Here is a 21,217-nt window from a genome sequence, read left to right on the forward strand (position 1 = left end):
GTCTGGACGTGCGATCTCGCGCCGCACTCACGATCTCGCGATGGTCTGCGGGGTGTCGGCGGACGCGGCGCGAGGGATGGACGACGGACGCCACGGACGGCATCCCCGACTACGATGCAGCGCGCGATGCCCGGCCGCCCGGTCGGGACGTGCCGGCCACATCGATCTCGGACGGCGCGGCGTCCCCGCGTCGACACCACCCGAGAGGTCGATCCCACGCTCGCGAACCTGCTCCCGACGCTCGACCCGGGCACGCTCGCCCTCCTCCTCGTGGCGGCCCTGTCGGCGGGCTGGGTCGACGCCGTGGTCGGTGGAGGCGGGCTCATCCAGCTCCCCGTCCTGCTCCTGACGCCGGGGCTCACCCCGGTCCAGGCGCTCGCCACGAACAAGCTCGCGGGCGCCATGGGGACCGCGACGAGCGCAGCCACGTACTACCGGCGGATCCGGCCGTCGCTGCGGACCGCGCTGCCGACTGCGGGAGTCGCCGCTGCGGCAGCCTCGCTCGGCGCCCTGTCGGCGACCGCGGTCCCGTCAGGGGTGCTCGAGCCGGTGATCTTCGTCATCCTGCTCGGCGTCGGCGCCTACACGGCGCTCCGTCCCGCTCTCGGTGAGGTCACCGCGCTTCGCTTCAGCGGGCATCGGCATGCGATCGCCGCCGGCCTCACAGGCGCGGTGATCGGCTTCTACGACGGTGTTGCCGGGCCCGGCACCGGAGCGTTCCTCGTGTTCACGCTGGTCGGGCTCCTCGGCTACGGGTTCCTCGAGGCCAGTGCCACCGCGAAGATCGTCAACCTCGCGACCAACCTCGGTGCGCTGGTCCTGTTCGCCAGGCACGGTTCCGTCATGTGGAACCTGGGGCTGTGCATGGGCGTCGCCAACCTGACGGGTGGCTATCTCGGGGCCCGGACCGCGGTCAGGGGCGGCAGCCGGATCGTGCGGATCGTCTTCCTCATGGTGGTCGGCGCGCTGGTGGTCCGCCTCGGGTTCCAGTTCTTCCGGTAGACGGCAGGCGTTGCCGCCGGTCGACCCGACGCGTGCAGCGCTCGGGTGAGGGCGCGCAGGTGGCGGTGCTCAGGTGGCAGTGCTCAGGTACCGGTGCTCACGGCAGCCAGTGCGGTCGTCCAGTCGGTGGCGATCGCGCGCTGGGCGGCGGTCAGGGTGATCGCGCCTCGGCACACCAGGGCGTGCAGGCGGCTCTCGACGGCGTCCTTCGCGTTGGTGAACGACGAGGCCGTGGCCGCGTTCGGCTCGGGCCACAGGTTGCGCGGGTCGTTGGGGTCCCCGCCCAGCTCGAGTGAGATCAGATGGTCGTACTCGACGACGTGCGGGTTCCCGGCATAGGCGTAGGCGGCTACGGAGGCGGCCTTCTCCCGCCGGGTGATCGCCGTCGGAGGTCGGATGGACGCGGTGTACCCGGAGCGGCAGATCGTGGTCGCCAGGGTCGCAGGCGTCACGGTCGGGCTGATGGCGCCCGGGGTGCAGGTCGGGTCGGGGAGCACCTTGCCGGCGGCGGCGTCCAGGACGCGGTAGTGGCAGGTGCCGGGTGCAGGTTGGGGCTGGACCGTGTAGTGCCCGGACGGGCCGGGGCCGATCGCGATCGTCGTCGTGACGGAGGTGCTCGGGCCGGTGGCGGTCGCGGAGGCGGAGGGTGCGGTGCCCGGCTGTGTCGTGCCGGGCTGCGTGGCGGCGGACAGCGGCAGGCCGGTGGTGGCCGCCGCGCAACCCGACAGGAGTGCGCCGGTGAGGGCGAGGAGGGCGAGGGGGCGGGTGCGGTTGGTCATCGGTGCTCACTGTGGTGGCTCGGCCGATGATGCGGTGGACGACGCGCCGGGGATCGTCGGCGGGCGGGGCAGATTCGTTGTATGCCATATAATCATTGGCATGATGGCAACGAGTCGAACCGATCCCGTCGACGAACCGTCGGGCCCGGGCGGGCGCGTGCTGCTGATCGGCGCGTCACGCGGCCTGGGTCTTGCGCTGGCCCGGCAATGGGCCGGCGAGGGCCGCGAGGTCGTGGCCACTGTCCGGGGTCCGGGTTGGACCGCGCTGCACGACCTCGCCGACGCGGACCCGGAGCACGTCGAGATCGAGACCCTCGACATCACCGTGCCCGCACAGATCGTCGCGCTGCGTGATCGCCTGGCCGGCCGCCTGTTCGACCTCCTGTTCGTGAACGCCGGCGTGACCAACCAGCCGGAGGGGACGGTGGCCGAGACCTCGGTCGAGGAGTTCACCCGGGTGATGGTCACGAACGCCCTGAGTCCGCTGCGCGTCATCGAGGCACTTCAGGACCTCGTCGACCCCGCGGGCACGATCGGGGTGATGTCCTCCGGGCAGGGCAGCGTCGCCAACAACGAACGTGGCGGGCACGAGGTGTACCGCGGGAGCAAGGCCGCGCTCAACACGTTCATGCGCAGCTACGCGGCGCGGCACCGGGACGACCGTCGGACTCTCGTCCTCATGGCACCCGGCTGGGTACGGACGGACCTCGGCGGTGCGGACGCGCGCCTGAGCATCGAGGAGAGCATCCCCCGCGTCGCCTCGACGCTCGACGCGCTCCGGGGCAGCCGCGGACTGCACTACGTCGACTACCTCGGTCGGACGGTGCCGTGGTGACCGCGACCCCGGGGGCTCCCGGACAGGAGGCATGGGCTCTGATGCACCGGTTCGTCGAGGCGAACAACCGCCGCCGCGAGCTCGCCGACACGCTCGGTTTCCGCCTCGGTGGCGGACGCGGGAAGGTCCTCGTCCAGCTCCGGGACGGACCGATGACCCTCCGCCAGCTCGCGGACCTCAACAAGATCGATGCGCCGTACACCACCCTGATCGTCGACAAGCTCGAAGCCCACGGCCTCGTCGAACGCCGGCCGCACCCCGACGACCGACGTCGCAAGCTGGTCGTGCTCACGGCTGCCGGGCGCGACGCCCTCGCGACCATCGACGCGATCCTGCAGCGCCCGCCGGAGGCGATCGGCCACCTCCCCGACGACGACCTCGCTCAGCTCACCGCGATCCTCACCCGTCTCCTCGAGGCCGACCCCGACGGCGCGACGGCCTGACCGGCACGTCCTCGCGCGATACCCGGGCCTCGCCCGGTCAGGGCAGCGGGTCGGTGGTCGGTTCGTGACCGTCGAGGTCGTCGGTCCCGGAGCCGCGCTCCGGCGCCGGTCTCTTGGTGACCCGGGCGTGCTCCGCCCGGATCCGGTCGCTCGCCTCGCTCCGACGACCGGCCAGGGCCGTGTGGCGGTCCTGCTCGGCCTGGTCCCTGTCGTCGGCCTCGGTGGCGCGGTCCGCGGTGGCGCGGCTCCGGTCGTCCTGAGCGCTCTGTCGGGCCGACGACGACCCTCCGGTGTCGCGCCCGGTGTCGCGTCCGTGGGCGTGCGCGCCGGTGCGGTCCCGGTCGTCGGCGATGAGCTCCCGCGCGGCGGCCGCGCGATCGCGCAGGTCCGCACGGTCGTCGCGGTCGTCGCCGTCCTCGTCGCGGCGGTCCGCGATCGCCTCCCGGACGTCGGCGAGACCGTCGCGGCCGTCCGCGATGGCGTCCCTGTCGTCCGCGGCGTCGCGACGTGACCGCGAGGGCGCCGGTCCCGCACCACCGGCACCGTTCCGACGGGACGGGAGGTCGGCGGGCGTGTACGACGCGAGCCACGTGGTGAAGGCCTCGAGGTCCAGCGGGCGGCTGATCAGGTAGCCCTGCGCGAAGTCGCAGCCCATGCCGCGGAGCAGCTCGAGCTGCTCGGCCGTCTCCACGCCCTCGGCGACGGCGAGGACTCCCACGCTGTGCGCCAGGGCGATCGTCGAGGCGACGATCGCTGTGTCGGCGACGCGGGTGCCGAGGCCGGACACGAACTCGCGATCGATCTTGATCCGATCGACCGGGAAGTGCTTGAGGTGCAGGAGCGAGGAGTACCCGGTCCCGAAGTCGTCGAGGTCCAGGCCGATACCGAGCGCCTTGATGGCATCGAGGGCGGCGCCGACGGCGCCGAGGTCGGGGAGCAGGACGGACTCCGTCACCTCGACGGTGACCGTCGCCGGCGCGCAGCCGGCGTCGTGCACGGCCTCGCGCAACATGTCCACGAGGCCAGGCTCGCTCAGCTGGCGAGCCGACACGTTGATGCTCACGGACCGGGGCCCGCTGACGGAACGACCCAGCTGCGCGGCCGCGAGGCACGCGTTCCTGGCGACCCAGCTCCCCAGCAGCACGATCTGCCCGGTGCGCTCGGCCACCTCGATGAACGACACCGGCATGAGCAGCCCGACGCCCGGCCGTTCCCAGCGGACCAGTGCCTCCACACCGGCCACGTCGTCGGTCGCCAGGTCCACGATGGGCTGGAAGTGCAGACGGAGCTCGTCGTGCACGATCCCGTGATGGAGATCGTTGGCCAACCGGAAACCGGTCGTCGCACCCGTGCGCATCTCCGGGGTGTACCAGACGGCGCGGTCGCGCCCGGTACCCTTCGCGGCGCGCAGCGCATCGAGCGCGGACGGGAGCAGGTCGTCGACGCTCGACGGTGGATCAGCGACCAGGCCCGAGCTGACGGTCAGTCGCACGTCGTCGTCGCCGGCCCGGAACGGGGTCTGGAGCGCCTTCGCTGCGCCGGCGAGCCACGACGAGAGCGCGGCGACGGGGTCGTCGACGTCGGCGACCCACACGAACGTGTCGGCCTGCCAGCGGCCCAGGATCCCGGGACCCTGTGCAGGCAGCAGCCGACGAGCGAGCTCGGAGAGGATCTCGTCGGCCACATCCGGTCCGTAGGTCTGGTTGACCAGGGCGAACGCATCGACATCGATCGCGGCGACTCCCCGCAGCAGCCCCGGGGGGACCGGCTGGGCCAGGCGGCGCTGGAGCCAGCGCCGCCCCGGCAGCCCGGTGAGCTCGTCGCGCTCCAGGACGCCCAGCAGCGGCCTCGGGTCGCTGGGTGATCCCTCCACGGGTGGGATCACCGACTCCGGCCCGGCGGCCGGGTCGAGGGTGGTCGAGGTCTCGCCCCCGGTGACGGTGCGCAGGATCGCCACCGCTCCGGCGAGGCCGCCACTGGCGCGGATCGGTGCGACCGTCACGGCGAGGGTGGTCCACGAGCCGTCGCGACGTTCCCAGCGGGACTCGAAGGGCGGCACGGCCTGCGTGCCGAGCAGCCGTTGCCAGACGGTGTCGAACTGCTCGCGGTGCGAGGGCGACAGGATCTGACGGGCGAGTGTTCCGACCGCCTCGGAGCGCTGCAGCCCGAGCAGGCGCTCGGCCGCGGGGTTCCACTCGCACACCGACCCAGTCCCATCGAGCACGACGGTGGCGTCCGGCGAGTGCTCGAGCAGCGTGGCGAGCTGCCGCCGCCTCGCCTCGCCGACGGAGGCCGCGGTGACGTCGGGGCGTCGGTGCCCGTCGGCCGGCGCCGCCGCGCGGCTGTCGGACGGGGTTTCCTCGCGATTCGCCATGCCGGGCTCCCGTTCGGGGCAGCTGGGACCGGGATCGTTTCGCGGTCCGACGGCTGACTGCTCGAACATACGCTCAGCCTGAGCTTCGCGCGGGCGACTCGCGTCGTGAGTATCGGTCGTCATGCTCGAGAGCGCACCGGGTGCCAGGATCCCGCAACGATGCCACGACCTGGGGAGGTGGGCGATCACGATCTCGACGGCGCCGCTCATCCTGCTGTCCGAGAACCGCCAGGACGACCGCGACCGGACCACTCTCGCGCGGGAGCTGCGGTCGCGCCGGCCGGGGGTCACCTCTCGGACTCCCGGATCGACCGTCCTCCGTGGTCGGTGGTCGCTACCCTCGACCCCTGGGTCGGTTCAGGGGGGCGTCCCTTCGCCCAGACTGCCATTGTCCGCGGCCGACGTTCGCAGCGCGAAGTTCCTCCCCGCCAGGTTTCGGGACGGGTACAGCCCGGACCAGGTGGACGCCCTCCTCGACCAGGTGGACGCCCTCCTCGACCAGGTGGCGGCGACGCTGGAGGGCACCGCCGCCTGCGCCTCGTGCTCTGGCGGTGTCGATGACGCGCCGAGCGATGTCGGCGCAGCTCGAGCTGGCACGGGCCTTCGAGAGGATCGCGACACCGGTCGCGCAGGGAGCTGGTCCGATGACCAGGGGGAGCCGTGCGCCCCACCGGGTCGCCGGTCATGGCTCGGGGATCCCGGGGGTCGTGAGGATCACGAGCTGCTGGGTCGCCCGGGTCATCGCGACGTACCGGTCGACAGCCCCCTCGATGCCGGCGCCGAACGTGTGCGGGTCGACGAGGACGACGAGGTCGAACTCGAGCCCCTTGGCCAGCTCCGGTGCGAGCGACGAGACCCGTGGTCCCGGCGGGAACGTCGGGTCCCCGATGACGCACGCGATCCCGTCCGCATGGGTGGCGCGCCAGGCGTCGAGGACGGGACCGAGGTCCGACGCCGGTCCGCGGCCGACAGGCACACCGGTGCGCCGGACGGACGTCGGCACGTTCGCGTCCGGCAGCGCCGCGCGGATGACGGGCTCGGCCTCGACCATGACCTCCGCGGGCGTGCGGTAGTTGAGCGTCAGCGAGGCCACGGTGCTCCGCGCGAGCCCGATCCTCGCGAGCCGTTCCGGCCAGGTCTCGGTGAAGCCGTGCCGGGCCTGGGCGCGGTCCCCGACGATCGTGAAGCTGCGCGACGGGCACCGCACGAGGAGCATCTGCCACTCCGCGTCGGTCAGCTCCTGCGCCTCGTCCACCACGACGTGGGCGAACGGCCCGGCGAGCAGGTCCAGCCCGGTGCGGGGTGACGTGACGTCCTCGGCCAGGGCGTGCTGCAGGTCCTGACCGCGCAGCATCGACATGACGTGCAGCTCGGAGTCGTCGGTCGCGATGAGGTGGTCCACGACGTCGGCCCTGCGCTCGCGGTCGGCGGCGTCGGCGGCCTCCTGGCGCCGTCGGCGCCGCGACGCCTCCGGATCGCCCAGGCGGTGGCGCGCCGCGTCCAGGAGCGGCAGGTCCGACACCGTCCAGGCGCTCGGGTCCTCGCGCTGCAGCGCCCGGAGCTCCCCGGGGGGTGAGCCACGGCGCGCACAGGCGCAGGTAGGCCGGTACCGACCACAGGTCGGCCACGAGCTCGGTCGCCTCCAGCAGCGGCCAGGCGCGCCCGAAGGCCCGTGCGAGGTCGCGGTTCGCCGCGAAGGACCGGCGGTACACCGCGAGCGGGTCCTCGACGCCCAGGCCGTACGCGTCGAACCCGGGCTCGTCCGGGTCGTCGCCCTCCTCGTCGTCGAGCTCGCTCCTGACCTTGTCCACCAGGATCCCGAGGAGCGCCTCCCACACCTGGTCACGGGCATCGTTGTGCGGGGTGCCCGGTTCCGCAGCCGCGAACGCCTCGGCCCAGTCGGCGGCGTCGAGCCGGACGTCGGCCCACGGCGTGACGACCTCGATCGACGACGTCGGTGGCTTCTCGTAGAACGCGACGGCGGGCTCGATCGACCCGACCATGCGGGCGTCCGCCTTGAGGCGCCGGACCTCCGGGTCCGTCTCCGCGCCGGCTGTCGCGCCCTCGGGGACGAGGTCGCGCAACGTGCAGGTCTGCACGCCCTCCTCACCGAGACTGGGCAGGACGTCAGAGACGTACGCGAGGTAGGGCTCGTGGGGTCCGACGAACAGCACCCCGCCCCGGCGATGCCCGAGGCGCGGGTCGGAGTACAAGAGGTAGGCGGTGCGGTGAAGGGCGACGACGGTCTTGCCCGTCCCCGGGCCGCCGTCGACGACCAGGGCGTCACGGGACCCGGCGCGGATGATGGCGTCCTGATCGGCCTGGATCGTGGCGAGCACGTCACGCATCCGCGGTGACCGACTGGCGCCGAGGCTCGCGACGAAGGCCGACTGGTCGTCGAGAGCCGCGTGCCCCTCCCACGCGTCCGCTGCGAAGACCTCGTCCCAGTAGTCGCTGATCCGGCCGCCGCTCCAGCGGTACCGACGGCGGCTCACCAGACCCATCGGGCGGGCGTGGGTCGCACCGAAGAAGGGCTCGGCCGCGGGGGACCGCCAGTCGATCAGCAGCTGCCGGCCCGCGGCGTCCTGGAGCCCCAACCGTCCGACGTAGACGGGTGCGGGGTCGTCCGCGGCGACCATGCGCCCGAGGCACAGGTCCAGCCCGAAGCGCCGCAGGGTGCGCAGGCGCGCGGTCAGCCGATGGACCTCCAGGTCGCGGTCGAGCGCCTGCTGGCCCGTGCCGCCCGGCGCCCTGCGCTCGGCAACGAGACGGTCGGACAGCTCGGCGATCGACTGCTCGAGGCACTGCGCGATGGCCGCGAAGTGCCGCTCGTCATCGGCGATGAGCGTCGGGTCGTCCTTGGCTGCGAGGTGGTCGGGGAGAGCGAACGCGCGAGCTGCTCGGGTGTCCACGTCACCGGCTCCGATCCGAGGTCGCGGTCAGACGCCCCGGACGGCTGGTCAGCACCCACCACCCGTCGTCCCCGCAGGGACCTTCTGTCACCACATGCATCGGCACCTCCGTCGTCCGCAGCTCCTGCCCAGGCCGGCGATTCTGCGCCACGAGCAGGGCCTTGCCGCAAGACCCCCACTGCGCTATATCGTGAAAGTGGAGGGACGCGGGAGGTCACCTCGCCGGCCACGACGTCACGGCCCTGGCGGACGGGCGGCGGCGCCGATGACGGGCGCCGGGCTAGTCTCCGGATCATGGCGCAGCGGCAGGACGCGAGGCGGAACCGGGAGCGTCTCGTGGTGGCCGCCCGCGAGGTCTTCCAGGAGAGCGGGGCAGCGGCGCCGCTCGATCTCGTCGCACGCCGTGCCGGTGTGGGTCGCGCCACCCTGTACCGCAACTTCCCCGACCGCGTCGCTCTGCTTGCCACGCTCTTCGAGGAACGGCTCGCAGAGCTCGAGGAGCTCGTCACCTCCTACCGCGGTGACGACGTCTTCGAGCGCCTTGTGGTCGAGCTCTGCCGGTACGAGCTCGGGATCCCCGGCTTCGGTGCGCTGCTGAGCGGTCTCGCGACCGTGGAGCGGTCAGCGCTGGCTCGGGTCGACGCTGCTGCCGAGAGTCTTCTGTCGCGGGCGCTCGAGCGCTCGGCCGGCGCCGGCCTGCTGCGTGCGGACCTGCGCGCCGGGGATGGGGTGATGATCGTCGCGATGCTCAACGGTGTCCTGATCGCGCACGCGGGGGAGGCGCCGCGGGAGGCTGTGGGCCGCGCGCTCGGGCTCGTGCTCGACGGCGTGCGCGCGCCGGCCCGGATCGGCGCCCCGGTTCCCGCCCCGATCCCCGGAGCGACCCACGACGGGCCGTCGTGACCGCGTGCGCCGTCTCGCTGGCCGCGGCCGGTCTCGCCACGGCTCGGCCGGTGCGCGCAGGTGGTCCTTGTCGGCTGTCGGTGCGGCCGTCCGAGCGCTAGCGTCGTAACGGACACGGTGTCCGGTACGCGCGGCTGGAGGTTCTCATGGACCAGGTGGATGTCGTCGTCGTCGGTGCGGGGACGGGGATGCTCGCAGCGATCACCGCGGCCGAGGAGGGCCTCCGGGTCCTCGTCGTGGAGAAGGCCGCGTACGTCGGCGGCTCGACGTCGCTGTCCGGTGGCGGCTTCTGGGTGCCGGGGAACTCGATCCTCGCCGAGAACGGCCAGCGGGACGACCCCGCGAGGGTGCGTACGTACCTGCGGGCCGTCACCAAGGGCGAGGTCCCCGACGAGCGATGGCGTTCGCACGTCGAGCACGGTCCGGCGGCGGTCGAGGTGCTGCGGCGACGGACCCCGCTGAGGTTCCAGTTCATGGCCGAGTACGCGGACTACTTCCCCGAGCTTCCCGGCGGCTCGGCGACCGGCCGGGCGTGCGAGCCCAGGCCGTTCGACCTCAAGCGCCTGGGACCCGACCGCGACCTCCTTCTCCCCCGACGATGGCGGCCCCGTTCCCGATGCCGATCACGGGTCGCGGCTACAAGTGGACCAACCTCGTGGCCAGGTCGCCCAAGGGGTTCGTGACCAGTGCCCTGGCAGTCGCCCAGGGCGTGGGCGGTGCGGCGATCCGACGTGAGTACGCGGCCGGTGGTCAGGCGCTGGCCGCGGGCCTCCTCGCGGGGCTGCGGTCGATGAACGTCCCGGTGTGGACCTCGAGCCCCCTCACGGACCTGGTGGTCGAGGACGGCCGGGTGGTCGGCGTCGTGGTCAACCACGACGGCAAGGACACCACCGTGAGAGCCCGCGCGGGCGTGGTCCTCGCATCCGGGGGCTTCGACCGGGACGCCGCGATGCGGCGGACCTACCAGTCGGAGTCGATCGACGGACGCTGGAGCCTGGGGGCTGCCGCCGACACCGGAGAGGTGATCCAGATCGCCGCGTCGCACGGCGCCGACCTCGCCTTCATGGACGCGGCCTGGTGGTTCCCGGTCATCCCGCTGCCGGACGGCACGACCGGTCCGATGCTCGCGGAGCGCTCGTTGCCGGGACAGATCATCGTCAACGGGCACGGCAGGCGGTTCATGGACGAGGCCGTGAACTACATGACCGCCGGCCAGCTGATCATCGCCAAGCACACCGCGGACGACCCGCACATCCCTGCCTGGATCGTCTTCGACCAGCGCTACCGCAACCGCTACCTCTTCGGCGGCGCGCTGTTCCCACGCCAGCCGCTGCCGCCGTCCTGGTACGACGCCGGCATCGCGAAGAAGGGGGCGACGGTCGCGGCGCTCGCGGACGCGCTCGGCATGCCCGACCTGCCGACCACGGTCGACCGGTTCAACCTGCTCGCGGCCGCCGGTCGTGACGACGACTTCGGTCGTGGCGACTCGGCCTACGACCGGTACTACGGCGACCCCAGGGTCAGCCCGAACCCGTGCCTGGGCCCGATCGACAGAGGCCCGTTCTACGCGGTCCAGGTGGTGCCCGGCGACCTCGGGACCTGTGGTGGTGTCCGGGCGGACGCGTTCGCCCGCGTGCTACGCCCGGACGGGTCGGTGATCCCCGGGCTCTACGCGACGGGGAACGCGGCCGGGAACGCATTCGGCCGGGTCTACCCGGGGCCGGGCGCGACCGTGGGTCAGGGGCTGAGCTTCGGGTACGTCGCCGCTCGGCACCTGGCCGGGAGGTTCGGCGCTATGGAGTAGCAGCGTCGGCAGGTCAGGCGACCTGGACCGAGCGGATCGAGTTGCCGAACCAGAACCGCTCGATCGCGGTGGTCGGCGGCGCCTCGGGGTCCGTGGCCGCGCCGAGCGTGAGCAGGAGCGGCACGTAGTGGTCGGCCGTCACGTGCGCGATCGCTGCGCCAGGTGCCTTGGCCCGGTAGTCGGTCAACGCGTCGACGTCGCCCCGGGCGAGGGCGTCGGCGGCCCACTGGTCGAAGGCGCGGGTGTGCCCGGCGAGGGCGGGGTCGGCGAACACCGCGAAGCTGTGGGTCATGAACCCCGACCCGATCACGAGGATCCCCTCGTCGCGCAACGGTCGCAGGCGCTCCCCGAGGGCGAACAGGGCCTGGGGGTCGAGCGAGGGCATGCTCACCTGGACCACCGGGACGTCGGCCGCGGGGAACATGGCCATCAGCGGGATGAACGCGCCGTGGTCCAGGCCGCGGCCGGTGTGCTGGTGCAGCGGTGTGGTGGAGCCGAGGGTGGCGGCGATGCGCTGGGCGAGCCGCGTCGCGTCGGGGGTGGGGTAGCGCAGCGTGTAGTACCGCGGGTGGAAGCCGCCGAAGTCGTAGTACAGCGGCGTGCCGGCTGCGCTCGCGGAGATCGCCACGGGGGCGTTCTCCCAGTGTGCGGACACCACCACGATGCCCCGCGGCTTCGGCATGGTCTGCGCCCAGGCGAACAGGTCGTCGAGCCACTGCGGGTCGTCGAGGACCGGTGGCGCTCCGTGGCTGAGGAACAGCGCGGGCAGCCGACCGTCCGCCGGCTCCCAGGTGCGCTGCGCGCGGGCCAGGGGGAGGACCCGCGCGAGCAGGTCGTCGTACGCCCCGGCCGGGACGGCGGGGTCGAACGGATCGTGGCTGGTGCCGGTCATGGTCGGTGCTCTCCTCCGCAGGTGATGGCGTCGCAGGCCGGGCCCGCGGACCCGGCCCGCGACCGTACTAGAAGCTCCAGGAGCCGAAGCGACCCCAGGCGATCACGACCGCGATCGCGAGCAGCACGACGTTGACGACGATCTGCTGCGGCTCCGAGCGGCGGGCGTGGGTGACGGCGGCGCCGACCATGACCAGGCCCAGGCCCACCGCGGCCAGCGGGGTCAGCACGGTCGCGATCCCGGTGGCGGCGGGCAGGATCAGCCCCAGGGCACCGAGGACCTCGACGGTGCCGATGAACCTGACCATCGGTGCCGAGACGTCGGCGACCCAGCCCATGGTCGTCTCGAGCCTCTCCTTCGGCTGGCTGAGCTTCATGCCTCCGGCGGCGAGGAACGCGAGCGCGAGCAGGGACTGCAGGATCCACAGGACGGTGTTCACGGGTCTCCTTCGAGAGGGGTGGTGGGTCGCGGGCCCTGCTCAGACCGTGAGGACGACCTTGCCCTGGGCGTGCCCGGCCTGGACGTAGGCGTGGGCCTCGGCGGCCTGCCTCAGGGGGTACGTGGTGTCGATCCGCGGGGTGTAGGAGCCGGCGGTCCCGAGCTCGGCGGCAAGGGCCAGGTTCGCGGGGGCGTTCGCCGCGCCCTGCACCATCGTGACGCCCAGCGCGGCGGCACCGAAGTCGGCGACGGTCGCGACCTTCGCCGGGTCGCCGACGATCGCGACGAGGTCGGCGAGCGAGCCGGACCCGGCGAGGTCCAGCGCGACGTCCACGCCGCCGGGTGCCACCGCGGCGACCCGGGCGGCCAGACCCTCGCCGTAGGTGACCGGCGTCGCGCCGAGCGAGCGCAGGAAGTCGTGGTGCCGCTCGCTCGCGGTGCCGATCACGGTCGCGCCGCGGGCGACGGCGATCTCGACGGCGGCCGAACCCACGCCGCCGGCGGCACCCTCGAGGAGGATCGTGCGACCGGCGAGGTCACCGAGCGCGTCGAGACCGGCGATCGCGGTCGTGGACACCAGGCCGGCGGCGGCCGCCTGCTCGACCGACCACGTGGAGGGGACGGGTGCCCAGGCGCCCAGCACCGCAAGATCCGACGCGCTGCCGGACACGGCGAGACCGAACACCTCGTCGCCGACCGTGACGCCTGTCGTGCCGTCGCCGACCTCGTCGACCACCCCGGCGGCGTCGCTGCCGGGGACGGCCGGGAACGTGGTCGGCATCATCTCGGCGAGGTACCCGGCGCGGATCTTCCAGTCGATCGGGTTGACGCTGGCGGCCCGGACCCGGATGCGGACCTGTCCGGGTCCCGCGTGCGGCTCGGGGGCGTCCTCGAGCGTCAGCACCTGGGGGTCGCCGTACTGGTGGAAGCGCACTGCGCGCATCGTGTCTCCTCCGTCCGGGTCCGGTGCTCGACCGTGACCGCGATTACTTGATATGGAAACCATCCTGACTGGCATTTACTTCCCGTGTCAAGTAATCTCGAGGCATGGACGACGACGCACCCCCTCGGTGGCTGACCGACGAGCAGACGCGGGCCTGGATCGCGCTCGTCTCGACGACTGTCTGGCTGCCCGCCGCGCTCGACGCCCAGCTCCAGCGCGACGCGGGCGTGAGCTTCGTCGAGTACACGGTGCTGTCGTGGTTGTCGATGCGCCCGGGGCGCGCGTCGCGCATGAGCGAGATCGCCGCGTTGGCCAACGTCCGGTTGTCCCACCTGTCCCGCATCGCTGCCCGGCTGGAGGGCCGCGGGTGGATGCGCCGCGAGCCAGATCCCGACGACGGCCGCGCGACGCTCGCGATCCTCACCGACGCCGGGTGGGACAAGGTCGTCGCGACCGCGCCCGGGCATGTCGCCGAGGTCAGACGTCTCGTGTTCGACGGTCTCACGCCGGCCCAGGTGGACCAGCTCCAGCAGATCGGCACACGCATCGTCCACGCCGCCCAGCCGGACCTGTGCCTGCCGGAGCCTGTCCAGGACGTCCCGGGCTGATCGCGGCGTGATCGCGTTCCGGTCGCGGCGTGCGGAGGGTCCGCCTCGTCTCCCGGGGCGGACCCTCCGTGCGCGGTTCCTCAGGCGTGGGCGATGAGCTCCGCGGTGTCGATCAGGCGGTTCGTGAAGCCCCACTCGTTGTCGTACCAGCCGAGCACCTTGACCGTCCGCCCGACCACCGTGGTCAGCGGCGAGTCGAGGATCACGCTCGCCGGGTTGCCGACGATGTCGCTCGAGACGATCGGGTCCGTGCTGTAGGCCATCACCCCGGCGAGCGGTCCGGCCGCGGCGGCGCGGAACGCGTCGTTGATCTCCTCGACGGTGACGTCGCGCGACGCGGTGACGGTGAGGTCGGTGATCGACCCCGTGAGCACCGGGACGCGCAGCGCGAAGCCGGACAGGCGACCGTCGAGCTCGGGGAGCACCTTGCCGATGGCCTTCGCGGCACCGCTGGACGTCGGGACGATGTTGTTCGCCGCCGCGCGGGCGCGCCGGAGGTCGCGGTGCGGGCCGTCCTGGAGGTTCTGGTCGGCGGTGAAGGCGTGGACGGTCGTCATGACGCCGTCGACGATGCCGACCGTGTCATGGAGCACCTTGGCCATCGGCGCGAGGCAGTTGGTGGTGCACGAGGCGTTCGAGACGACGTGATGGGTCGCCGGGTCGTAGGAGCCCTCGTTCACGCCGAACACGACGGTGAGGTCGTCCCCGGTGGCCGGGGCGCTGACGAGGACCTTCCGGGCGCCGGCCGCGAGGTGCTGCGCCGCGTGCTCGCGCGTCGTGAACCGCCCGGTCGACTCGACGACCAGCTCGACGCCGCGGTCGCTCCACGGGAGCCGGGCGGGGTCGCGCTCGGCGATCACCTCGATCCGCCGTCCGTCGACGACGAGGGCGTCGCCGTCCACCTCGACCTCGGCCGTGAGCCGGCCGTACGCGGTGTCGTAGCGGAGCAGGTGGGCGAGGGTCGCGGCGTCGGTGAGGTCGTTGACCGCGACGATCTCGAGGTCGCTGCCGCGCTGGAGGGCGGCCCGGAGGAAGCTGCGTCCGATCCGGCCGAAGCCGTTGATGGCGATGCGCACGGGGCGTGTCCGTTCTCTTCGTGGGCGGCGTCACGGACCGGGGCTCGCGGCCACCCGCACCAGACGGAACCGATCGGTTCCGTTTCTGTACGGTACCGATCGGTTCCGTCTGGTGCAAGGACGACGTAGCCTTCTCACGTGCCGACCAACGCCCGCGAGCGCCTCCTCGCCACTGCGGAGGACCTCTTCTACGCGCAGGGCACGCGCGCGACCGGGGTCGAGCAGATCCTCGCGGCGAGCGACGTCGGCCGCGCCTCGTTCTACCGGCACTTCACCAGCAAGGACGACCTGATCGTCGCCGTGCTCGAGCGTCGACGACAGTACTGGCGGGACGTCGTCGTCCCCGACGTCCGGGCGCGGGGCGGGCACCCGCTCGACGTGTTCGACCTGCTCGCCGACCGGCTCGAGGAGACCGGCTACCGCGGCTGCGCGTTCCTCAACACCCTCGTCGAGATCCCCGACCCGCAGTCGCCCGCGCACCGGTGCGCGATCGAGCACAAGGAGGACCAGCGGAGGCTGTTCGCCGAGCTGCTCGCCGAGAACGGCTACGCCGACGCCGACGGCCGGCTCTCCACCCGGCTGCTGATGCTCTACGACGGAGCGAGCGTCACCGGTCTGCGGGAGAGATCACCTCAGGCCGCGCTCGATGCGCGCGCGGTCGCAGAGCTCCTGCTGTCGGCCGCCGCGCACCGGCAGCCGGGGACCTAGAGTTCCGTGCGTGGACGGTCAGAAGCGACACGGAAGGTCGAGATGACGATCGACGAGACGCTCCCGGCGACCGCCGACCGGGCCGCTAGCCCGTGGTGGAAGGACGCCGTCGTCTACCAGGTGTACCCACGCTCGTTCCTGGACTCGAACGGCGACGGCATCGGCGACCTCAACGGCATCACCGCCAAGCTCGACTACCTCCAGACCCTGGGGATCGACGTCGTGTGGCTCAGCCCGCACTTCGACAGCCCGAACGCCGACAACGGCTACGACATCCGCGACTACCGCGCGGTGATGGCCGAGCTCGGCACCATGGCGGACTTCGACCGGATGCTCGCCGGCATGACGGAGCGCGGCATCCGGCTCGTGATCGACCTGGTGGTGAACCACACGAGCGACGAGCACCGCTGGTTCGTCGAGAGCCGCCGCGACCGGGACAACCCGTACCGCGACTTCTACATCTGGCGCGACGGTCACGACGGCGGCCCCCCGAACAACTACTCGTCGTTCTTCAGCGGCTCGGCCTGGGAGCACGACGACGCCACGGACCAGTACTACCTCCACTACTTCGCCGCCAAGCAGCCGGACCTCAACTGGGAGAACCCGACGGTCCGCGACGAGGTCGTCGACCTCATGCGGTTCTGGCTGGACAAGGGCGTGGCCGGGTTCCGCATGGACGTGATCCCGTTCATCTCCAAGCCGGACGGGCTCCCGGACCTGACGGCCGACGAGCTCGCGCACCCCGAGGTCGTCTACGCGAACGGCCCGCGCCTGCACGAGTACCTGCAGGACCTGAACCGACGGGTCCTCGCGCCCTACCAGGCGATGTCCGTCGGCGAGGCATTCGGCGTGGGACTCGACCAGGCGGCGCTGTTCACCGACGCGCGGCGCGGCGAGCTGAGCATGATCTTCCACTTCGACATCGTCCGCATGGACCGCGACGGCTGGCGGCAGACGGGCTGGACCCTCCCGCAGCTCAAGGCGCTCCACACGATGATCGACGGCGTGGCTGGCGAGCACGGGTGGACCACCAGCTTCCTCGGCAACCACGACAACCCGCGCACGGTCTCGCACTTCGGCGACGACAGCCCCGCCTGGCGCGAGCTCTCCGCCAAGGCACTCGCGACGATGCTGCTGACGCAGCGGGCGACCCCGTTCGTGTACCAGGGTGACGAGCTCGGCATGACGAACTACCCGTTCGAGCGGATCGAGCAGTTCGAGGACGTCGAGATCAGGGGCCAGTGGCGCACGCTCGTCCAGACGGGCGACGTCCCGGCGGACGAGTTCCTGGAGCACGTCCGCCGGACCAGTCGGGACAACGCCCGCACCCCGATGCAGTGGACCGCCGACGCCCAGGGCGGTTTCACGACCGGCACGCCGTGGCTCGCCGTCAACCCGAACCACGTCGAGATCAACGCAGCCGCGCAGGTCGCCGACCCGGACTCGGTGTACCACCACCACCGCCGGCTCATCGCGTTGCGCCGGGAGGTCCCCGCTCTCGTGCACGGCGCGTTCCTCGACGTGGACCCTGAGCACCCGACAGTGTTCGCCTACACGCGGACCCTCGGCGAGGACCGCTGGCTCGTGCTCGTCCACGTCGGCCACGACGTCCTCGACTACCGCCTCCCAGCCGGGCTGACGATCGTCTCGACGGCGTTGGACAACGGTGCGGGCCCGACCGCTGCGGCAGGCGCGCAGCAGGTGCATCTCGCGCCCTGGCAGGCGACGGTCTACCGGGTCGAGTAGCGCGAGGACGGCTGCGCCGGCGGACCGTGCCCGGTGCGATCAGCCGTCGAGCTCGGCCGCGAGCGCCTCCACCGGGGCGCGCCGCACCGCCGTCGACGCGGTCCGTGGGTCGGCACCGGCGAGCACGTCGTCGATCGCTCCCGTGTACTGCTCCGCCGCGGTCTCCACAGTGTCCAGGGCGGCGTCGAGGAGCGCCGCGAGGCCGTCCTCGTCGAGCACGAGCTCGCCGAGCACCACGCCGAACCGGACCGCGACGGCCCCGGTGGCCAGGTCGAGCTCGAGCGACGCGTCGACGAGGTCGGCAGTCGCCCGCACGACCAGCTCGCTGACGCCGGCGACGGTCACGGCCGGCACGAGCACCGGGTGGACGACGTAGAACGTCACGGCCCGGGCGACCGGCCGCACGACCGCGAGCACCTGCTCGGCGGATGCCGAGGAGACGTCGATCGTCGACAGCGCAGGGTCGACCTCGAGGCTCCGGCCGGCCCGCACGAGCGCAGCGGCGACCTCGTCGAGGAACGTCATGACCCGACCACCCCGGCGGAGGAGGCCGCCGCCATCACCTTGGTCCGGAGCGCCTCACGCAGGAACTCGATCCATTCGGGCGAGTTCCGACGCGGTGTCCGCTTGAGCTCGGCCTCGATGGCCTCGACCGTGAGGGCGTCGGTGAACTTCTTGATGTCCGGCGGGCTCGCCTGGTCCTTGAGCTCGAGGTCGCCGACCGCGCAGACCACGCCCGCCGGCAGGGACTCGCCGGTGCGGAGAGCGTTCGTCTTCTGCTGGAGCTTGCCGCGCTTGCTCGAGCTGAACATCTTCTGGATGCGCCACCCGAGACCGCGATCGGTCTTCGTGTTGGCCCCGAGCTTGCCGGTCTTCGCCTGCTCGTTCCGTTGGGTGGCCAGGTCGCCGGACTCGGTCCACGCATCCGCGATGCCGCCCAGGATCCCGGTGACCGGCTTCACCTTCTTCTTCATGTCCTCGAACACCGACTGCGGGTCGGCGTTGGTGTCCATGCCTGCGAGCACCACCGCGCGGATCTTCAGCAGCAGCGCGTCGTCGCTGGTCTGCGCCGAGTCGGTGTCCGGCTTCGCCTTCGGGTCGAACGGCTTGACCGGCTTCAGCTTGATCCGCTTGACGTAGTCGGCGGTGATCGGCTTGCCGTCGATCCGGTAGTTGCCGAGGAACATCAGCGCCGTCGGGTCGCCGGCGGCCGCCTTCATGATGATGCCGTCGACGGCCATCTTCGGGTGCCGGCGCAGCTCGTCCTCCGCGCCGCCCTCGACGTGCATGACGGCCGACTCCTTCTCTGCCTTCTTCGCCATGAGGTTGAGGATCTTGCTCGCGATGTAGTGCGCGATCTTGTGCAGGTTGTCGACCACCGTGGTCGCCGCCTTGATCGCCGCGGGGATGCCGAAGCCGCCCGCGGAGGCCACCTGGGCGACCGAGACGCTGAAGTTCATGATGTTCACTCCCAGCGACCAGCAGGTCTGCTCGAGGTGCTTGGTGTAGACCTGCGACACCTTCATCAGCGGGTACACCATGACGTTGACCTTGTCGGTGCTCCCGGCGCGGGCCTCGAACATGGACAGGTCGGTCTCGCGCTGGCGCATGCCGGCGGTCGCCACCTCGGTGACGCCGCGTGCCATCCCGAGGGCCGACGCCGCGATGTCGAGCCCGGGGATGACCTGCTTGACGCCCTCGGCGACGCCGCTGTCGATGAGCTTGGCCAGGTTGGCTGAGTTCTTCGCGACGCTGACCAGGCCGTTGAGGCCCGTCGCACCGGCCTTCGCCGCCTTGAGCCCCTCGTAGGGGTCCTTCGAGTCCCACGACTTCTCGATCGAGTCGACCATCTGGAACGCCGACTGCACCGCACTCATGAGGCCGGACAGGATGCCCGTCACCTGGCCGATACCCGTCTTCGCCTTGGTGGCGTCCGACTCCGGCAGGACCTGATCCTTCCAGGTCCGCTGTCCCGTCTTGAGCTGCTTGTCGGCGCGCATCCCCTGCTTGACCGCCGTGCCGACCCCCTGGTCGACGAACCCCGGCAGGTGGTCCGTGAACTCCTTGTCCTTGGTCACGCCCTGCTGGTCGCGCAGCGTCTTGTCCTGCTTGCTGCCCACCATGCCCGCGATGCCGCCGGAGATGCCGCCGACGATCGTCGTGCCGAGGTTGACCTTGCTGCCGACACCCGAGACTGCCTCCGAGGCCTCGGACGTGCCGGTGCCGCGACCCTTGGGCTGGGGGCCGATCCGCTGCTCCTCGGGCAGCAGCGCGAGGTTCGCCTCGAGCGACGAGGCATCGCGCTTCTTCTGCTGGTTGCGGGCCTTCACACGCACCTCGGCCTGCTGCCACGCGGCGAGGTCGAGTGCGCCGTCCCGCGGCGGGAACCCCGCGAGCTCCTTGGGTGCCATGCCCTTGCGGACCGCTTCCCAGGCCTCGTCCTGCGCGAGGGCCTCGGAGCGCTTCGGGTTCTGCGCCATGAGGTCGTCGCGGTGCGTGACCATGCGCTCGTACGCCTGCTCGATCGCCTTGGGCAGCATCTTCACCTTGAGCGTCGCCTTGTCGACCTCCTCCGCGGTCGCACCGGCCTCGGCCTCGGAGCGGGTCTGGCGGACCTGGATGACGAGTCGCTCCGCGGCGGTCTCGCGCGGCGGGCGGACGGCGTTCAGCTGCGGGAACTCGGTGTACCAGACCTGCTGGTAGGCGAGCTCGGCACGCTTCTCGTCGCTGCCCCCGAGCTTCTTGGCCTTCAGCTCCTCGAACACGGCCTTCTCGCGTTCGAGGGCCTGCTCGAACTCGGCGTGCAGGGACATCGCGCGCTTCTGCGGGCCGGACTGCTCCATCGGCACGTGACCGACGTCGTTGACCTTGCCGGCGACGGTCACGTCGGTGTCGCCGCTCGTGTCGTAGACCGAGTCGGTCAGCGTCGCGCGACCGGCCTCGCCCTTCTTGCGCGACTCCTTGAGCCCGGCCAGCTCGGCCTTCTCGGTCTTCTTGCTCTTCTTGACGGCGGCGGCGCGCTCCTGCTCCTTCTTCTTCTTCTCCGCCTTCGCCTGCTTCTCCTCGGGCGTCTTCTTGCGGAAGGGGTTGCTCAGCCGCCGGATGCTGTGCGGCTCGGTGAGCACGTGCGCGATCTCGTGGGCGAGCACCTTCTCGCCGTCGGGGGTGTCGGGTGCGAACCGCCCGGCACCGAAGAAGATGTCGCTGCCGGTGGTGAACGCCTCGGCGCTCATCGCCGCGCTGAGCCGGCCGGCCTTCGGGTCGTCGTGCACCCGCACGTGGCCCAGACCCGCACCGAACCCCGTCTCCATCCGACGGCGGACGTCCGGGGGCAGCGGCGTCCCGCTCCCGCGGGCGGCCTCGATCTCGGTGCTGCTCTCCGGGTCGAGGGCGCCGCCCTCGGCGCCGATGGTCGCGCCGGGCGTGGGTTCGCTCGAGCGGCGCAGGTGCCCGCAGCCGGACGTGTGGGCGTGCGGGCCCTCGGGCTCCAGCCGCGCGAGGGCCCGGTCCGCCATGCGGTCGGCGTCGTGCTCCGCGGAGTCGTCCGCACGCCCGACGGTCAGGCCGGCGACGGGGCTCGGTGACGACGGACCCGCGGTGGCCGTCGTCGGTGGTGCGGTCTCGAGGCCGGCGCCGGGCTGCGCCGAGGAGGGGACCAGGACGCGGGCGTCACGACTTCTCATGCTGACCTCCGGGAGTCTCCGTGCGCGGCCGGGCACAGTGCCCCCACCTGTTCATCGTGCCGTGGCGAGGT

17 protein-coding genes and 2 pseudogenes are annotated in these 21,217 nt (G+C 72.1%); 10 read left to right on the top strand and 9 right to left on the bottom strand.

Annotated features, from left to right (window positions below; all coding sequences use genetic code 11):
- Positions 1–126: 126 nt before the first annotated feature.
- Positions 127–1,002, top strand: coding sequence for a TSUP family transporter (locus LJB74_RS14520; protein WP_259309212.1), 876 nt, complete (start codon positions 127–129; stop codon positions 1,000–1,002).
- Between the two features lie 83 nt (positions 1,003–1,085).
- On the opposite strand, the gene LJB74_RS14525 is transcribed toward LJB74_RS14520, so the two are convergent.
- On the bottom strand, positions 1,086–1,781 hold the full coding sequence (locus LJB74_RS14525; protein ID WP_259309213.1) for a hypothetical protein: 696 nt from the start codon (positions 1,779–1,781) through the stop codon (positions 1,086–1,088).
- 103 nt (positions 1,782–1,884) lie between these two features.
- Here LJB74_RS14525 and LJB74_RS14530 point away from each other — a divergent pair, with 103 nt between their 5' ends.
- The gene (locus LJB74_RS14530) at positions 1,885–2,616 is read left to right on the top strand and encodes an SDR family oxidoreductase (RefSeq protein WP_259309214.1); all 732 of its coding nucleotides are present in this window, start codon (positions 1,885–1,887) and stop codon (positions 2,614–2,616) included.
- On the top strand, positions 2,613–3,059 hold the full coding sequence (locus LJB74_RS14535; RefSeq protein WP_259309215.1) for a MarR family winged helix-turn-helix transcriptional regulator: 447 nt from the start codon (positions 2,613–2,615) through the stop codon (positions 3,057–3,059). The genes LJB74_RS14530 and LJB74_RS14535 overlap by 4 nt, the downstream gene beginning before the upstream one ends.
- 37 nt (positions 3,060–3,096) lie before the next feature.
- Here the strand turns inward: LJB74_RS14535 and LJB74_RS14540 are convergent, their stop codons facing one another.
- Entirely contained in the window at positions 3,097–5,433 is a 2,337-nt protein-coding gene (locus LJB74_RS14540) for a bifunctional diguanylate cyclase/phosphodiesterase (RefSeq protein ID WP_259309216.1), read from the bottom strand.
- A gap of 121 nt (positions 5,434–5,554) precedes the next feature.
- Between LJB74_RS14540 and LJB74_RS20920 the strand changes: the two are divergent.
- Positions 5,555–5,905, top strand: a pseudogene (locus LJB74_RS20920) (hypothetical protein); the annotation flags it as partial.
- Between the two features lie 210 nt (positions 5,906–6,115).
- Here LJB74_RS20920 and helR read toward each other — a convergent pair.
- Positions 6,116–8,345, bottom strand: a pseudogene (gene helR, locus LJB74_RS14545) (RNA polymerase recycling motor ATPase HelR).
- 294 nt (positions 8,346–8,639) lie between these two features.
- Between helR and LJB74_RS14550 the strand changes: the two are divergent.
- The 3 genes from LJB74_RS14550 (at position 8,640) to LJB74_RS14560 (ending at position 11,052) form a co-directional block, all read left to right on the top strand.
- Entirely contained in the window at positions 8,640–9,248 is a 609-nt protein-coding gene (locus LJB74_RS14550) for a TetR/AcrR family transcriptional regulator (protein ID WP_259309217.1), read from the top strand.
- A gap of 146 nt (positions 9,249–9,394) precedes the next feature.
- On the top strand, positions 9,395–9,931 hold the full coding sequence (locus LJB74_RS14555) for an FAD-dependent oxidoreductase (RefSeq protein ID WP_259309218.1): 537 nt from the start codon (positions 9,395–9,397) through the stop codon (positions 9,929–9,931).
- Positions 9,847–11,052: an FAD-binding protein gene (locus LJB74_RS14560; RefSeq protein WP_259309219.1), complete on the top strand. Its 1,206-nt coding sequence runs from the start codon at positions 9,847–9,849 to the stop codon at positions 11,050–11,052. Before LJB74_RS14555 ends, LJB74_RS14560 begins: the two co-directional genes overlap by 85 nt.
- A 13-nt stretch (positions 11,053–11,065) precedes the next feature.
- Here LJB74_RS14560 and LJB74_RS14565 read toward each other — a convergent pair whose 3' ends face one another.
- From LJB74_RS14565 to LJB74_RS14575, 3 genes are all read right to left on the bottom strand, one after another.
- Complete coding sequence (locus tag LJB74_RS14565; protein WP_259309220.1) at positions 11,066–11,944, bottom strand: dioxygenase; 879 nt, start codon at positions 11,942–11,944, stop codon at positions 11,066–11,068.
- 67 nt (positions 11,945–12,011) lie between these two features.
- A complete protein-coding gene (locus tag LJB74_RS14570) occupies positions 12,012–12,383 on the bottom strand; it encodes a DoxX family protein (RefSeq protein WP_259309221.1) in 372 nt (123 codons plus the stop codon).
- A 39-nt stretch (positions 12,384–12,422) separates the two neighbouring features.
- A complete protein-coding gene (locus LJB74_RS14575; protein WP_259309222.1) occupies positions 12,423–13,325 on the bottom strand; it encodes an NADP-dependent oxidoreductase in 903 nt (300 codons plus the stop codon).
- Between the two features lie 104 nt (positions 13,326–13,429).
- Here LJB74_RS14575 and LJB74_RS14580 point away from each other — a divergent pair, with 104 nt between their 5' ends.
- A complete protein-coding gene (locus tag LJB74_RS14580; RefSeq protein WP_259309223.1) occupies positions 13,430–13,933 on the top strand; it encodes a MarR family winged helix-turn-helix transcriptional regulator in 504 nt (167 codons plus the stop codon).
- An 80-nt stretch (positions 13,934–14,013) separates the two neighbouring features.
- Here LJB74_RS14580 and gap read toward each other — a convergent pair whose 3' ends face one another.
- Positions 14,014–15,009 carry a type I glyceraldehyde-3-phosphate dehydrogenase gene (gene gap, locus LJB74_RS14585; RefSeq protein ID WP_259309224.1) on the bottom strand — a complete coding sequence of 332 codons (996 nt, stop codon included), beginning with the start codon at positions 15,007–15,009 and terminating at the stop codon, positions 14,014–14,016.
- A 138-nt stretch (positions 15,010–15,147) separates the two neighbouring features.
- On the opposite strand from gap, the gene LJB74_RS14590 reads away from it, so the two are divergent.
- Together LJB74_RS14590 and LJB74_RS14595 are read left to right on the top strand one after the other, a co-directional pair.
- A complete protein-coding gene (locus tag LJB74_RS14590; RefSeq protein WP_259309225.1) occupies positions 15,148–15,717 on the top strand; it encodes a TetR/AcrR family transcriptional regulator in 570 nt (189 codons plus the stop codon).
- A 42-nt stretch (positions 15,718–15,759) separates the two neighbouring features.
- Positions 15,760–17,463: an alpha-glucosidase gene (locus LJB74_RS14595; protein ID WP_259309226.1), complete on the top strand. Its 1,704-nt coding sequence runs from the start codon at positions 15,760–15,762 to the stop codon at positions 17,461–17,463.
- 39 nt (positions 17,464–17,502) lie between these two features.
- On the opposite strand, the gene LJB74_RS14600 is transcribed toward LJB74_RS14595, so the two are convergent.
- Positions 17,503–17,988 (bottom strand): hypothetical protein, encoded by a 486-nt coding sequence (locus LJB74_RS14600; protein WP_259309227.1) that lies wholly within the window; start codon positions 17,986–17,988, stop codon positions 17,503–17,505.
- Positions 17,985–21,146: a DUF4157 domain-containing protein gene (locus LJB74_RS14605; RefSeq protein ID WP_259309228.1), complete on the bottom strand. Its 3,162-nt coding sequence runs from the start codon at positions 21,144–21,146 to the stop codon at positions 17,985–17,987. Before LJB74_RS14605 ends, LJB74_RS14600 begins: the two co-directional genes overlap by 4 nt.
- Between the last annotated feature and the right edge of the window lie 71 nt (positions 21,147–21,217).

It is taken from the genome of Cellulomonas sp. P24 (assembly GCF_024704385.1).
Classification (GTDB): Bacteria; Actinomycetota; Actinomycetes; order Actinomycetales; family Cellulomonadaceae; genus JAJDFX01.

Excerpts from the sequence above, each read along its gene's own strand:
- LJB74_RS14540 (WP_259309216.1), bottom strand. The coding sequence starts at position 5,433 with ATGGCGAATCGCGAGGAAACCCCGTCCGACAGCCGCGCGGCGGCGCCG.
- LJB74_RS14595 (WP_259309226.1), top strand. The coding sequence starts at position 15,760 with ATGACGATCGACGAGACGCTCCCGGCGACCGCCGACCGGGCCGCTAGC.
- LJB74_RS14560 (WP_259309219.1), top strand. The coding sequence starts at position 9,847 with ATGGCGGCCCCGTTCCCGATGCCGATCACGGGTCGCGGCTACAAGTGG.
- LJB74_RS14565 (WP_259309220.1), bottom strand. The coding sequence starts at position 11,944 with ATGACCGGCACCAGCCACGATCCGTTCGACCCCGCCGTCCCGGCCGGG.
- LJB74_RS14530 (WP_259309214.1), top strand. The coding sequence starts at position 1,885 with ATGGCAACGAGTCGAACCGATCCCGTCGACGAACCGTCGGGCCCGGGC.
- LJB74_RS14605 (WP_259309228.1), bottom strand. The coding sequence starts at position 21,146 with ATGAGAAGTCGTGACGCCCGCGTCCTGGTCCCCTCCTCGGCGCAGCCC.
- LJB74_RS14550 (WP_259309217.1), top strand. The coding sequence starts at position 8,640 with ATGGCGCAGCGGCAGGACGCGAGGCGGAACCGGGAGCGTCTCGTGGTG.
- LJB74_RS14525 (WP_259309213.1), bottom strand. The coding sequence starts at position 1,781 with ATGACCAACCGCACCCGCCCCCTCGCCCTCCTCGCCCTCACCGGCGCA.
- LJB74_RS14520 (WP_259309212.1), top strand. The coding sequence starts at position 127 with ATGCCCGGCCGCCCGGTCGGGACGTGCCGGCCACATCGATCTCGGACG.
- LJB74_RS14580 (WP_259309223.1), top strand. The coding sequence starts at position 13,430 with ATGGACGACGACGCACCCCCTCGGTGGCTGACCGACGAGCAGACGCGG.
- LJB74_RS14575 (WP_259309222.1), bottom strand. The coding sequence starts at position 13,325 with ATGCGCGCAGTGCGCTTCCACCAGTACGGCGACCCCCAGGTGCTGACG.
- LJB74_RS14600 (WP_259309227.1), bottom strand. The coding sequence starts at position 17,988 with ATGACGTTCCTCGACGAGGTCGCCGCTGCGCTCGTGCGGGCCGGCCGG.
- LJB74_RS14555 (WP_259309218.1), top strand. The coding sequence starts at position 9,395 with ATGGACCAGGTGGATGTCGTCGTCGTCGGTGCGGGGACGGGGATGCTC.